Raw genomic sequence first — 12,865 nt, forward strand, 5'->3', positions numbered from 1 at the left:
GAGGCAAATTTTCCTCCGGCCGGTCGTTTTTTGATATTTCGCCGGTTGCCTCTCCCCCGTTCCCCTCCTATGTTCCGCCTCACCTGCCGATGACGCAATCTATTGCCAAGAGGAGATCTGACATGGCTTTCGAATTGCCTGAACTTCCCTATGATTACGAAGCCCTTGCCCCCTTCATGTCGAAGGAAACGCTGGAGTTTCACCACGACAAGCACCATAAGGCCTATGTCGACAACGGCAACAAGCTCGCCGCCGAAGCCGGCCTTTCGGATCTTTCGCTCGAAGACGTCGTGAAGAAGTCCTTCGGCACCAATGCCGGCCTCTTCAACAACGCCGCCCAGCACTACAACCACATCCATTTCTGGAAGTGGATGAAGAAGGGTGGCGGCGGCAACAAGCTGCCGGGCAAGCTCGAATCGGCTTTCACCTCCGATCTCGGCGGCTACGACAAGTTCAAGGCCGATTTCGCCAATGCCGGCGCCACCCAGTTCGGCTCCGGCTGGGCCTGGGTTTCCGTCAAGAACGGCAAGCTCGAAATCTCCAAGACCCCGAACGGCGAAAACCCGCTCGTCCACGGCGCCACCCCGATCCTCGGCGTCGACGTCTGGGAACACTCCTATTACATCGACTATCGCAACGCCCGCCCCAAATATCTCGAAGCCTTCATCGACAGCCTGATCAACTGGGACTACGTCCTCGAACGCTACGAAGAAGCCACGAAGTAGGCGGCACCGACTTGCCGCCTTCCGCGGCGATGTCTCGGCCTCGTTGATCTTGCACCCGGCGTTCTCCCCGAACGCCGGGTGTTCGTTTTCATATCCGTCGTCACATCCTTGTTACCGGCCGAACCTAATCACGCCCCATGTCCTCGTCCGCCCTTCCCCTGTTCCGCTTCGGCATCATGGCCGATCCGCAATATGCGGCCATCCCTCCGCATGCGGCAATGAACCGCTACTACGCCAACAGCCTCGCCAAGGTCGCCGAGGCGATCGAGATCTTCAACGGCGAAGATTTGAGCTTCGTCATGACGCTCGGCGATGTCATCGACCGCAGCTTTTCAAGCTTCGACGATATCCTGCCGGTCTATGAGAAGCTTAGGCACGAGGCGCTCTTCCTGCTCGGCAACCACGATTTCTCCGTCTCAGCGGGGCATCTGTCCGAAGTCGCCACACGTCTCGGCATGCCGTCGCCCTATTACAGTTTCTCCCGCCACGGCTGGCGCTTCATCGTGCTCGACGGCAATGAAGTCAGCACCTTCGCGCCGCCCGAAGGCCATCCAAATCGCGCCCTTGCTGCTGAAATGCTGGCCGAACTGGAGGAGAACGGCGCCAGGAATGCGCATCGCTGGAATGCCGCGCTGAGCGACGCGCAGTTCGCCTGGCTGGCCGATGAAATCGCGCTAGCGAGCGAGGCGGGCGAAAAGGTGATCGTCATGAATCACTATCCCGTGCATCCGCCCAGTGAACATGGCATGTGGGATAGCGAGCGCATCGTCGCGCTGCTCGCCTCGCACGACAACGTCGTCGCCTACCTCAACGGTCACGACCACGTCGGCAATTACGGCATGGCCGGCGCCTGCCACTTCGTCAATTTCAAGGGCGTGGTCGATACCGAAAGCGAAAACGCCTTCGCCATCGTCGAAGTCTACCCCGATCGTCTCGAAATCCGCGGCTTCGACCGGGAAGAGAGTCGGACGCTGGTTTATTAGGCGGGGTGGACTGCCGATAGAAGTTGGCCAACTCCTCCTTACGTTATGGTCGGCCTTTACCGGCTTTATAACAGAAATTGACCGAGATATTCGGGGTGTCTCTCCGAAGAAGCGCCCAACCCGCCAACGGTGAGTTTGTCGGAACGCAACCTCATCCTCCGTCATCCTCGGCCTTGAGCCGAGGATCCATGCCTGCTGCTGCTGGAGGTCGGCGTGGATCCTCGGGTCAAGCCCGAGGATGACGGAGGCTGGGGCAACGGTCGGCAGTCCGCTGGGTCCGGCGTGTCAGGAGCCTGGTGCTGAAGCCTGTGAAAGACGCTCTCTGGAGTCGCATGACATTGACCTCCTGCTCGTGCCTCAAGCGCTGTCAGGCTTGTTCGCACAAACGCCTGTCCATCACCCCGCCACAGCCTTCTCCGCCCAGCCACTCGTCCAGAGTTCCCGCAGCCTGTCGCCGTCACCCTTGAAGAAATCCTCGGCTGCCGTGCAGTGCTCCACCCGGTCGCTGCGGAAATTGCGGATCGCCTGGCGCAACTCGCACCAGGCGACGATATTGGCGGTCTGCGAATAGTAGATCAGCGCGATCGGCTGGATCGTCCGCTCGCTTCCGCGGCCGAGTTCGTCGCGGTAGGCGAGCATCAGCTTGCGTTCGTCGCGGATCGCCCGGCGCACGATTGCAAGATCGAAGCCGGCCGGTTGCGCGGTCGAGCCCCAGGCATAAAGCGCCTTGGTGTCCATTGCCTGGCGCAGCGGTGCCGGCACGGCCCCGGCGATCTTCTGGTTGACCCGGCGCGCCGCCTTCTTCAGCTCCTCGTCGGCGGTGCGTTCGAGCAGCGCCAGAGACAGTACGATCGCCTCCATCTCCTCGATCGAAAACATCAGCGGCGGCAGGTCGAAGCCGGGCCGCATGATATAGCCGATGCCGCGCCCGCCCTCGATCGGCACGCGCATCGCCTGGAGGGCGGCGATGTCGCGATAGATCGATCGCACCGTCACTTCGAGCGTCTCGGCCAACGCAGCCGCCGTCATCGGTTTTCTGGCGAGCCGCAGGATCTGAATGATCTCGAAAAGCCGCGAGGCCTTGCGCATTTTGCCTCTCCCATCCCTTACGCTCCTGACAATACACTGTCAGTTGGGTTTGCGTATAGAGCCGCCTATCGGATTGAAATCAATCAGGGTCTTTCAAAGTGACCCATGCAGCGACAAGGTGACAACTGACATGAACTACCATGAAAATCTCTGGCTCTTCTTCACGCTTCTCTTCGGGATCATCATCGTGCCGGGCATGGACATGCTCTTCGTGCTCGCCAATTCGCTGACCGGCGGCATCAGGCGTGGACTGGCCGCGACCGGCGGCATCATGGCCGGCGGCGCCGTGCATTCGGCCTATGGTGCGGCCGGCGTCGGTCTGCTCGTCACCATGCTCCCGCAGCTGTTCAATGTGCTGCTCTTTGCCGGTGTTGCTTATATGATCTGGATCGGCATTTCGCTGATGCGCAGCTCGATCACCGTCGAGGCGGTGGGGCCGAGCACGGCGCGCTCCGGCTGGCGCGCCTTCCGCCAGGGCGCCGTCACCTGTCTGGTCAATCCCAAGGCCTATATCTTCATGTTCGCCGTCTATCCGCAGTTCCTGAAACCGGAATATGGCCCGGTCTGGATGCAGGGCCTGATCATGGGCGCCATGACGATCGCGACCCAGTTCGCCATATACGGCACGCTGGCGATGACCGCCGGCCGCAGCCGCGATCTTCTCGTCGCCAATCCCGACGCCACGGCCTTTGTCGGCCGCTGCGCCGGGCTGCTCCTGGTCGCGGTATCAGCGCTTAGCCTCTGGCAGGGTTGGAAAAGCGCCTGAGCCTTGAAGTCCTGCCACTTCAGCCCGATCGCCGAGCACCGTCGCTGCATCTTCAGTGATGGCTTGCGGCAGTGCTGCAGAGATGTTGTCTGATCATTGCGCGAAACTCACCGAATGTCTCGAACCCGATGTGCCGTACAAGCCGATGGACCGTTGCAGGAGAAACGCGGCACCTGCGCGCAACCGCGGCAGCACTTTCAAAGGCCGTTATGTCAGGTCTTTCCAGGATCTCCCTTGCGACCCGTTCAAGGCTGACGGGAAACACCAGCTGCCTGCGGGCGATCTGGTGCTTCAGTTCTTGCAGTGTTGAGGGAGGAGAGTTCCGATCCTTTAGCATTGCAAACGCCTTCAAAAGAGCCCCCTTCACGCAATCTCGGTCGAAGCCTGCCCAGAGGTGGCGCCTCACATGAGATGCGCGAAGTGGACGCGTTTCGCTCCGACTAAATCGCTTGCAGCCTGAAATCGCTGGCAGCGACCGGCATTACGCCTTGTAGAAGGGAGACGGACTTCTCCAGCCATTCGAGGCTGTTCAGAAGCACATCCTCATGCTCTATCGAGAGCCAGCCGTCGTAACCGGCCATCTTCAGCCTGTAGCAGAACTGTCGCCACCATTCTTCGCCATGGCCAAATCCCAGCGTTATGTAGGACCAGCTGCGCGCCGGGATGTTCATCAGGCTGCCGTTTTCCAAAAGGCTTGTGACGGCCTGTTTCGCCGTATTGAGGAGGGTATCCTTGGCATGAACGTGGTATAGGGCCTCGCCGAGCGCTTCTGCGGCGACAAGAGGATCGGCACCCATCCAGAAGAGATGCGACGGGTCCAGGTTAGCGCCGACGACCGGGCCAACCGCTTCGCGCAGCTTCAGCAGCGAAGGGACATTGTAGACGCACTGATTGCCGTGCAGTTCCAGCGCGATGTGTTCCACACCGTGATCTTTCGCCAGCGCCACAATCTTGGTCCAGTATGGGAGGAGCTTCTCCTCCCACTGGTAGCGAAGGATCGCCTGCGTCTCCGGCGGCCACGAGGAGACCACCCAGTTCGGCATCGTATCGGTGGCATTCCCGGCTGGAAGTCCCGACATCGCGCAGACGGTCTTGATGCCCAGCGCGCCCGCTGCACGGATCGTATCCTCAAGACCCTGCCCCTGGGCAAGATCGGTCGGATGCAGGGGATTTCCGTTGGCGTTCAGGCTGATCACTTCCAGTTCGCGGTCGGCGAAGGCTCCCAGGAACGATTTTTGCGCGCTCTTTTCCCGAAGGATTGTCGACAGAGTGAAATGCGGCGCCGTAGACCAGCCGCAGGTATTGACCTCGACGCCCGAGACGCCCAGCCTTTGAGCGTGATCCAGCATCGCTTCGAAGGACAGGCTGCCAAGGCTGTCTGATACGAATCCAAGCTTCATGCGTAAAACTCCGGTTTGGCAATCATTTCGACGGGGATTTTGCGGCCGTCGTTCAAGGCTCTGACGCCGGCTTCGGCGACCCTTGCGGCGCAGTATCCGTCCCAACTGCTCGACGCGATGTGCGGGAACACTCCGGTTTCGACGAACCGAACGAACGCGCGGTTCTGGCGGCGATAGGCTTCGGCGTAGCGGCCGCGCCAATCCGCTTCGTAGCTTGTGCTCTGGCCGAGCTCCCGGTCGACGCGGGTGTAGTTGATGGCGTTCATGGCGATGGTCGCCTTCTCGCCCACCAATTCCGCGCGGACGTCGTATCCGTAGGCCGCGTTGTTGTTGATCTCGATATTGACCAATTGATCATCGGCGGTTTCGAGCACCATATAGACCGGTGCGACCAGCGCGTCGGAGCGCTTCGGCTGGAAGGCGGAGATCGAGACGTATTCGGTGTCGAGGACATGTCGGACGACATCGAATTCGTGCGGGGCGGAATTGGTGATCGCCATCGCTCCGGTGAAGTCCGACGCGGGTGTCGCGACATTGCGATGAAAGTTGTGCATCATCAGGGGGCGGCCAATTGCCCCATGCGCCAGAGCCCGCTTCATTTCGACATAGGATTGATCGAAGCGGCGCATGAAGCCGAGCATTATGAACTTCGATCCCGCGGCTTCTTCCGCCTTCATGATCTCCAGGCATTCGTTCGAGGACTGCGACAGCGGCTTCTCACAAAGAGCCCGTTTGCCGGCTCTTATGCAGGACAGCGACAGGGGTGCATGCGTGAAATCGGGGCTTGCGATGATCACTGCGTCCACATCAGGACGAGCGGCGACCCGGTCGGGGTCAGAATCGACATCGTGAGCGCTGTGGGCGTCCGCCACCTTCCGGGCGCGGTCCGCATCCATGTCGCAAACGACCTGGAGGCTCGCCCCCGGCAGATCTTCCGCGACGATCTTCGCATGATCGGCTCCCATCAGTCCTGCCCCGATGACGGCGATCCTTACTGTCATTTCGATATTTCCTGTCGTTTGAGAACCAGCGATTTGCGGCAAGCATTGCGCCTCCTCGTGTGAAATGCGTGCCGGGAACCCCACCCGGCACGCACCCTTGGGAGGGCTTACTTCTTTGCGTATTGATTAACATTGTCCTTGGTGATCGAAGCGAACGGCACCAGCTTTTCGGCCGGCGCATCCTCCCCCTTCTTCAGGCCTTCCACGACCTCGAAGGCGGCCTTCGCCTGGCCTGCGGCGTCCTGGAAGATGGTCTGCGACATGGTGCCCGCCTTAATCGCATTCAGAGCATCGGCCGTGCCATCGACACCGGAGATCATCACACCCTTGAGGCGGTCGGCACCCTGGAGTGCTTCCAGCGCGCCGAGCGCCATCTGGTCGTTGGCCGCGACAATTGCATCGAACTTCGGAAAGCTCTGGATCCAATCTTCCGTAACCTTCATGCCTTCAGCCCGGTCGTAGTTTGCCGAGAGACTGGCGAGGGTGGTTACGTCGGAGCGGCCGTGCGCATCCTCGAAGCCCTTCTTGCGCTCCTGCGTGTGTGAAAGCCCCGGCGTGCCTTCGAGGTAGAGGATCTTGGCGCCCTTGGGCAGGTGTTCTTTCATGAATTCGCCCTGAAGACGGCCGGCATCAATGTTCTTCGAGCCGACGAACGTGTATTTGCCGCCTGCCGATTGGATGCCGAGAGCGATGACGGGAATGCCAGCCTGGTTCGCCTTTTCGACGCCCGGTACGATGCCCTGATAGTCAACCGGCACGACCACGATCGCGTTGACTTTCTGCGCTATGAAGTTGTCGATCTGATCGAGTTGCTTGCTGACGTCGTTGTTGGCGTCGGAGAAGTTCACTTCGACTGCCGGATCGGATTTCGACGCTTCGATGAAGGCATTCTTGCGCGCCATGACGAAGACATCCGTATCCGCCATGTTGGCGTAACCGACGACGAATTTGTCTGCGGCAAATGCGGCGCCGGTGGAGACGGCGGCAAGGGATATGGCGCAGGCGAGAGCGAGTTTGGAAATGGCTTTCATAGGGTCCTCCCATTGAGTTTCAGGTTCATTCCGGATGCGGGAAATCCCCGCCGACAAAGAGGTGGTTCGGAAGCAGGCGCTAGCCCGCCGAAGAACATCGGTCATGCCTTCTTCTTGCTGCGGGCAGACTTGGTCCAGACATCGAGGATCACGGCGATCGCGATGATCAGACCCTTGATGATCTGCTGCCAGTACGAGCTGACATTCATGAGATTGAGCATGTTGTTGATGACGCCGATGATCATCGAGCCGATGATTGTCCCGGTAATGGTTCCGGTGCCGCCCATCAGGCTGGTGCCGCCGACGACCACCGCGGTGATCGCGTCGAATTCATAGCCGACGCCGCCGGCCGGCTGACCGGAATTGATGCGAGACATGAGGACGATGCCTGCGACGGCGCACAGAATGCCGTTGAAGATGAAGGCCTTCACCACGATGCTGTCCGGATTGATGCCGGAAGCTCGAGCGGCACGCTCATTGCCGCCGACCGCATAGACGTACCGGCCGAACTTGGTCTTGTTGAGCAGAATCCAGGAGAGGACGATGACGATCGCGAGGATGAGCACGGAGATCGGTACTGGCCCAAGCGAGCCTTGCCCGATCACTCTGAACTCGCCCAAGCCCGTCACGGGCGAGCCACCCGTATAAAGCAGCACTGCGCCGCGTGCGACCGTCGTCATTGCCAATGTCATGATGAACGACGGGATACGGAAAAAGGTGATGACGAAGCCATTGATGATGCCGGTCACCATGCCGACTGCTACGCCGGCGACGACCGCGAGGATGACGCTGCCGGTGATTGCCATCACGCTCGCGGCGATGACACCACAGAGCGCGAGAACAGATCCCAGCGATACGTCGATATGTCCCAGAATGATGATAAAGGTGACGCCGCATGCGAGAAGGCTCACCACGACGACCTGACGCAAGACATTGGTCAGGTTGGCTTCCGTCAGGAACGTCGGGCTCAAAATCGAGGCGAGGATGCAGATTCCGGCGAAGATGAGGAGCGTGCCGTACTTCCGGTAGATCTGGGAAAAGCGCATGTTCCGAGAGCCTGGAATGCCGTGGTCTTCTCGTTTAACGGCCGCGTCTGCGCGTTCGATACTCATCAATGTCCTCCCGTGGCGAGGCGCATGATGTTTTCCTGAGTGGCCTCGTCTGTTGTCAGTTCGCCGGTGACCCGGCCTTCGCTCATCACCACCACGCGATCGCTCATGCCGAGGATCTCGGGCAGCTCGGATGAGATCATGATGATCGCGAGCCCCTGACGAGCGAACTCGGTCATCAGTCGGTGAATTTCGGATTTGGACCCGACGTCGATGCCGCGTGTGGGTTCATCGAGAATGAGCAGCTTCAGATCACCCAGCAGCCACTTGGCGAGAACGATTTTCTGTTGATTGCCGCCGCTGAGGTTCTCCACGATCATTGCCGTGTCGGGCGTCTTGATCTGGAGCATCTTGATCATGCGCTGGGCGGCTGTCTCTTCCTGCCGCTCGCTGATGAAGAGGTTGGATGCGAATTTTTTGAGGTTCGCGAGCGAGATGTTCTCGCCGACGGACCGGCAAAGCACCAGGCCTTCCGCCTTTCGGTCTTCCGAGACCATGGCGATACCGGCGGCAATGGCGTCCTTTGGCGACCTGAGCTTTAGCGGTTTTCCGTTCAGGCGGACGACGCCCGCGTCCGCCGCGTCCAGGCCGAAGATCACCCGGGCGACCTCCGTCCGCCCGGCGCCGATCAGCCCGGAAAGGCCGATGATCTCGCCGGCACGCACCTCGAAGCTGACATCTTCGAAGCAGCCGTCACGAGAGAGGTTCTCGACGGAAAGGACGATATCGCCGATCGGCACTTCTTCTTTCGGAAAGATACTGGAGATCGTGCGGCCGACCATCTGCGAAATCAGCTTTGCCGGCCCGTATTCGCTCGCCGGGGCGGCAGCGACGAACTGGCCATCACGCATCACCGTAATGTCGTCGGCGATCTGGAAGATCTCGTCCATCTTGTGGGTGATGTAGATGATCGCGACGCCTGCCGCTTTCAGGTCTGCGATCTGCCTGAAGAGCATCGCGACTTCCGTATCGCTGATCGCCGACGTCGGTTCATCCATGATCACCAGAGAGGCCTCGCGCGAAATCGCCTTGACGATCTCGATCAGTTGCATCGCAGCGATGGACAGCTCGCGCATCTTGGTTTGGGGGCTGTATGTCAGGCCCAGGCGATCAAGGAGCGCCTGGGTGTCCGAGTTCATGCGATCGAAATCGACGAATCGGGACAAAACACCCGTCCTGCTATAAGTGGGTTCGCGGCCGAGAAAGATGTTTTCGGCGATGGTCATGTCGAGCACCGGGCTGAGTTCCTGGTGGATCATCGAGATCCCTCGCTCCAGCGCGGACGCAGCGCTCTGATGATCAAGCTTTTCGCCCCTGAAAAAGATCTCTCCGCCATCGATCGCGTAGATGCCGCTCAGGATCTTCATGAGCGTCGACTTGCCCGCGCCATTCTCCCCGACGAGGACATGGACGGTACCGGCACGAACCTTCAGGCTCATGCCATCGAGCGCGAGAACACCAGGGAAGGCCTTGGTGATTGAGCGCATTTCAAGAACGAAGCCGGCTCCGTTATCGGTAGGCGTGCGACGGCCTTCGCCGCCCGAAAGCGGCGCCGCCTTTTGCAAGGTCGCAGACATGAGAGTATTTCCTCCAGATGAGAGAGCTCTCCCAAGCCCTCCTGCCAAACTGGCTTTTGCTGGAAGATGAAATCGCGAAAATTCCGCAAAGTGTCAACGAACCGGTCTCCCAAAAACTCTCATAAATACCATCAAGATTTGAAAGGTTCGGTATGTCTCGCCCAACGATCCCTGACTTGGCAAAAGCCGCGAATGTGAGCATTTCAACCGTCGATCGCGTGCTGAACGGCCGCGATCCCGTGCGTCCGCAGACGGCGGAGCGGGTTCTGAACGCCGCCCGGCAGATCGGCTTTCACGGGGTGACGGCCATCGCTCGCCGACTCGAGCACGACAAGCCGGTGATCAAATTCGGTTTTCTTCTCAAGCAGTCTCACCGCAAGCTTTATCAAATGTGGAGCGACATTCTCGTTGCGGCGACCGAAGCGTTTCCCGACGCCCATGGAAGGGCCATCGTCAGATTCATGGACGATCTTGCGCCCGACAAGGCTGCCGAGGCGATCTACGCTCTCAGTCGCGAAGCCGACGTCATTGGAATGATCACCTCCGACCACCCGCAGGTGAACCACGCCGTCGATGGTCTTGCAGCAGAGAACATTCCTGTTGTGACCATGATTTCCGACATATCCACCGCCTCTCGCGCAGGATATGTCGGCAACGACTGCATAAAAAAGGGCCGCACGGCCGCGTGGTTCATAGCCGGGCTGAATAAGGACGGCGGGAAGGTTTCTGTTTTCGTCGGGAATCACCGATATCTCGCCCAAGAGCTGAACGAAATGGGCTTTCGATCATACTTCCGGGAGAGCGCGCCGGGCTTCCAGATGCTGGAGACGGTTGCAACCCTTGAAGAGCCCGATATTGCCTATGAGGCCACGCGCCGCCTTCTGCAGACCGAGCCAAACTGGGTCGGCCTCTACGTGGCCGGCGGCGGCATCACGGGGGTAATGCGAGCGTTGCGGGAGGATGGTGGGTCGGCAGCCAAACGCCTGGTGGTCATAGCACACGAGCTCACCAATGAAACGAGAGCCGGTCTTGCCGAGGGGCTGATCAGGGTCGTCCTGTCTCATCCGGCGAAGCTGCTGGGAGAGACCCTGGTGCGGGCAATGGCGGAGGCTCTCGATGCTGGCCGATCGCCAACCGTGTCGCAGCATATTGTCCCGTTTGAATTTTACACTGCCACCAATATTTGAAGTTTCGATGAAAATAGGAGTTAAAGCGCGTCGAACGAATCAATTGGGTACGACGCGCTTTAGCCGCGAGTTCTCCGCTGTTGTCACTGACCCCAGGTCATTTCGCCCTTGGCGACTTTCGCCCCCAATTCCAGCGAAATCGGCATGGCAGCGTTGGGATAGATTTTCTTCATAGCTGCGATCAATGCCTTGGAGTCTGCGGCCTTGGCTGCCTCGGCGTCAAATGCGATCAGGTAATCGCGCGTGTAGCTGACGGCGGACGCATCCGTCGGCCAGGTGGAGGTGCCGTGACCTGGTACGACGATCTCGGGTCTGCGGGCGAGGATGTCGTCAAGAGCTGCGCGCCAGGCCTGCCGTTCCTCGACTGTCGGAAGATCGGCGACCCAGGGATACATGCCGCCGAAGACAGGGACGCCTCCGAACACGGCGCGGAGCGATGGCACCCAGATATAGCGGCCGCGATCCTTGAGCCCTGGCGCGGTGACAATTTCGAGCTTCTCGCCATCGACTGTCAGCGTGTCAATGTCGCTCGGTTCCGGGAAATTGAGATCGGAGACCGACTTGGGACCGTTGTCGCCCAGAACAGGCGACCAAGCCTTGATCTTGCCTTCGGCCTTCTCCCGCATCAGGTCGACGGTATCGTGCGCTGCGAGGATTCGGGCATCAGGGAAGGCCTGATGGACGGGTGCGAGACCGAAATAGTAGTCGGGATCGTTGGTGGTGATATAGATCGTGGTCAGGTTTTTGCCGCTGCCCTTGATGGCATCGGCGACGACCTTGCCGTCCGAATAGCTGAAGCTCGAGTCGATGAGTACGGCCTCCGCCTTCCCGGTGACAAGGACCGGAGCGCGTAGAAAGCCCGCTTCGGTGGCCCTGAACGCCTTCCACGATAGGAGAGACTTCTCCTGCGCGACACCGGACGTAGTTAGCGGGATCATGAGAGCCGCGGCTGCGGCGATCGTCTTGAGGGTGGTGCGTCTGTTCATCATATTCTTTTCACCTGGTTGTGGGGCGAACCGTCCTGTCCTCAAAGGCAGGAGGGTCCGGCGGTCGACACCCTGACGATGTCGGCCACGCTGCAGTAGGCGGTTGAAATTTGGAAGATCGGGTTAGTAGCCGACGGTCAACCGTTGTCTGACGTCGGCAAACTCGGACAGGATGCGGGAGCCGGCCTGGCCGGAGGCTCCGATAAGAGCAATTTTCATGATGATACTCCTGGTTGGGATTGGGGTTTCATGCGTCTGCAGAGAGCTCATCGAGCGCCGCAACGAGCCGAGCCGGACCTTGATAGAGCGCCTCGCTGCTGAGCACGTGGGCCTGACCGTTGATGAGGGCGACGAGCTGCGGAACGCCGCGAATGCCGAGCATGTCCATCCGGCGCTGCGCATCCTCCACCCGCTCCAGCGCACGGGCACGAAGATCGGGGTCGTTCCGGAGCCTCTCGGCGAAGATCTCGGCAGTCAGATCGATGCCATGCACGGCAGCCACCTGAACTGCGACCGTCGCCACCTCGTGAACGTTGGAAGTGTCGCGCCCTTCGACATAGCGGGCGATTTGGATCGCATGCAGGAAACGAGGCTCAAGCGTCGCGGCGTGCTCTCCAAGTGCGGTGAGCGCAAACGTCGCGGGTCCCGAGTCGAAAATGCCGTTCGGTGCCAGCAGGACGTTCTGATGGTATTCCCTTGAGAAGCGTTGTCCGGTCAGAGCCTGGATCCTCTGGTCGTTGCGCCATGCGTGATCGGCGATCGACGAGATCGGCCTTCCTCCGACGAAAAGGCCGGAGGGAAGCATCCTCAAACGATCTGAAAATTGGTCGGCAAGGCCCGCCAGCGCTGGAGCGCTTGCGTAACACCAGCCGCAGAAGGGATCGAAGAAATACTGAAGTTCAATCTCGGTGGTCACTACGGTCTCCCTGTGTTTGAGAGAGATATAATGTTGCGCATATCAAAGATACACGTCACGATGATCGACAGAATGTTGCATAAATCGAGCGAATA

At 59.8% G+C, this 12,865-nt stretch carries 13 protein-coding genes; 4 read left to right on the top strand and 9 right to left on the bottom strand.

The window, feature by feature from the left end:
* Positions 1–122: 122 nt before the first annotated feature.
* Together PYR71_RS19720 and PYR71_RS19725 are read left to right on the top strand one after the other, a co-directional pair.
* Positions 123–725 (top strand): superoxide dismutase, encoded by a 603-nt coding sequence (locus tag PYR71_RS19720; RefSeq protein ID WP_275620554.1) that lies wholly within the window; start codon positions 123–125, stop codon positions 723–725.
* A 137-nt stretch (positions 726–862) separates the two neighbouring features.
* Positions 863–1,708 (top strand): metallophosphoesterase, encoded by an 846-nt coding sequence (locus PYR71_RS19725; RefSeq protein WP_275620555.1) that lies wholly within the window; start codon positions 863–865, stop codon positions 1,706–1,708.
* A 396-nt stretch (positions 1,709–2,104) separates the two neighbouring features.
* On the opposite strand, the gene PYR71_RS19730 is transcribed toward PYR71_RS19725, so the two are convergent.
* Positions 2,105–2,797: a helix-turn-helix transcriptional regulator gene (locus tag PYR71_RS19730; protein WP_275620556.1), complete on the bottom strand. Its 693-nt coding sequence runs from the start codon at positions 2,795–2,797 to the stop codon at positions 2,105–2,107.
* Positions 2,798–2,927: 130 nt separating this feature from the next.
* On the opposite strand from PYR71_RS19730, the gene PYR71_RS19735 reads away from it, so the two are divergent.
* Entirely contained in the window at positions 2,928–3,563 is a 636-nt protein-coding gene (locus tag PYR71_RS19735; RefSeq protein ID WP_183915450.1) for a LysE family translocator, read from the top strand.
* A 52-nt stretch (positions 3,564–3,615) separates the two neighbouring features.
* Here PYR71_RS19735 and PYR71_RS19740 read toward each other — a convergent pair whose 3' ends face one another.
* The 6 genes from PYR71_RS19740 to PYR71_RS19765 all read right to left on the bottom strand — a co-directional run bounded on the left by PYR71_RS19740 (position 3,616) and on the right by PYR71_RS19765 (position 9,681).
* Positions 3,616–3,900: a MurR/RpiR family transcriptional regulator gene (locus PYR71_RS19740; RefSeq protein ID WP_275620668.1), complete on the bottom strand. Its 285-nt coding sequence runs from the start codon at positions 3,898–3,900 to the stop codon at positions 3,616–3,618.
* 103 nt (positions 3,901–4,003) lie between these two features.
* Positions 4,004–4,963 carry a sugar phosphate isomerase/epimerase family protein gene (locus PYR71_RS19745; RefSeq protein ID WP_275620557.1) on the bottom strand — a complete coding sequence of 320 codons (960 nt, stop codon included), beginning with the start codon at positions 4,961–4,963 and terminating at the stop codon, positions 4,004–4,006.
* A complete protein-coding gene (locus tag PYR71_RS19750) occupies positions 4,960–5,964 on the bottom strand; it encodes a Gfo/Idh/MocA family oxidoreductase (RefSeq protein ID WP_275620558.1) in 1,005 nt (334 codons plus the stop codon). Before PYR71_RS19750 ends, PYR71_RS19745 begins: the two co-directional genes overlap by 4 nt.
* Positions 5,965–6,071: 107 nt before the next feature.
* Entirely contained in the window at positions 6,072–6,995 is a 924-nt protein-coding gene (locus PYR71_RS19755; RefSeq protein WP_275620559.1) for a sugar ABC transporter substrate-binding protein, read from the bottom strand.
* Positions 6,996–7,096: 101 nt separating this feature from the next.
* Entirely contained in the window at positions 7,097–8,107 is a 1,011-nt protein-coding gene (locus PYR71_RS19760) for an ABC transporter permease (RefSeq protein ID WP_275620560.1), read from the bottom strand.
* The gene (locus tag PYR71_RS19765) at positions 8,107–9,681 is read right to left on the bottom strand and encodes a sugar ABC transporter ATP-binding protein (RefSeq protein WP_275620561.1); all 1,575 of its coding nucleotides are present in this window, start codon (positions 9,679–9,681) and stop codon (positions 8,107–8,109) included. Before PYR71_RS19765 ends, PYR71_RS19760 begins: the two co-directional genes overlap by 1 nt.
* Positions 9,682–9,833: 152 nt before the next feature.
* Between PYR71_RS19765 and PYR71_RS19770 the strand changes: the two genes are divergently transcribed.
* Positions 9,834–10,868, top strand: a complete 1,035-nt coding sequence (locus PYR71_RS19770; RefSeq protein WP_323115748.1) for a LacI family DNA-binding transcriptional regulator — start codon at positions 9,834–9,836, stop codon at positions 10,866–10,868.
* An 83-nt stretch (positions 10,869–10,951) separates the two neighbouring features.
* On the opposite strand, the gene PYR71_RS19775 is transcribed toward PYR71_RS19770, so the two are convergent.
* Together PYR71_RS19775 and PYR71_RS19780 are read right to left on the bottom strand one after the other, a co-directional pair.
* Positions 10,952–11,857, bottom strand: coding sequence for an MBL fold metallo-hydrolase (locus PYR71_RS19775; RefSeq protein WP_275620563.1), 906 nt, complete (start codon positions 11,855–11,857; stop codon positions 10,952–10,954).
* Between the two features lie 244 nt (positions 11,858–12,101).
* Entirely contained in the window at positions 12,102–12,770 is a 669-nt protein-coding gene (locus tag PYR71_RS19780; protein WP_275620564.1) for a DsbA family protein, read from the bottom strand.
* Between the last annotated feature and the right edge of the window lie 95 nt (positions 12,771–12,865).

This window comes from Rhizobium mulingense, assembly GCF_029194105.1.
GTDB lineage: Bacteria > Pseudomonadota > Alphaproteobacteria > Rhizobiales > Rhizobiaceae > Rhizobium > Rhizobium mulingense.

What these genes read in the sequence shown, in the direction of transcription:
- PYR71_RS19740 (WP_275620668.1), bottom strand. Translation starts at nt 3,900, where the DNA reads ATGCTAAAGGATCGGAACTCTCCTCCCTCAACACTGCAAGAACTGAAG.
- PYR71_RS19725 (WP_275620555.1), top strand. Translation starts at nt 863, where the DNA reads ATGTCCTCGTCCGCCCTTCCCCTGTTCCGCTTCGGCATCATGGCCGAT.
- PYR71_RS19735 (WP_183915450.1), top strand. Translation starts at nt 2,928, where the DNA reads ATGAACTACCATGAAAATCTCTGGCTCTTCTTCACGCTTCTCTTCGGG.
- PYR71_RS19775 (WP_275620563.1), bottom strand. Translation starts at nt 11,857, where the DNA reads ATGATGAACAGACGCACCACCCTCAAGACGATCGCCGCAGCCGCGGCT.
- PYR71_RS19770 (WP_323115748.1), top strand. Translation starts at nt 9,834, where the DNA reads ATGTCTCGCCCAACGATCCCTGACTTGGCAAAAGCCGCGAATGTGAGC.
- PYR71_RS19720 (WP_275620554.1), top strand. Translation starts at nt 123, where the DNA reads ATGGCTTTCGAATTGCCTGAACTTCCCTATGATTACGAAGCCCTTGCC.
- PYR71_RS19760 (WP_275620560.1), bottom strand. Translation starts at nt 8,107, where the DNA reads ATGAGTATCGAACGCGCAGACGCGGCCGTTAAACGAGAAGACCACGGC.
- PYR71_RS19765 (WP_275620561.1), bottom strand. Translation starts at nt 9,681, where the DNA reads ATGTCTGCGACCTTGCAAAAGGCGGCGCCGCTTTCGGGCGGCGAAGGC.
- PYR71_RS19755 (WP_275620559.1), bottom strand. Translation starts at nt 6,995, where the DNA reads ATGAAAGCCATTTCCAAACTCGCTCTCGCCTGCGCCATATCCCTTGCC.
- PYR71_RS19750 (WP_275620558.1), bottom strand. Translation starts at nt 5,964, where the DNA reads ATGACAGTAAGGATCGCCGTCATCGGGGCAGGACTGATGGGAGCCGAT.
- PYR71_RS19745 (WP_275620557.1), bottom strand. Translation starts at nt 4,963, where the DNA reads ATGAAGCTTGGATTCGTATCAGACAGCCTTGGCAGCCTGTCCTTCGAA.
- PYR71_RS19730 (WP_275620556.1), bottom strand. Translation starts at nt 2,797, where the DNA reads ATGCGCAAGGCCTCGCGGCTTTTCGAGATCATTCAGATCCTGCGGCTC.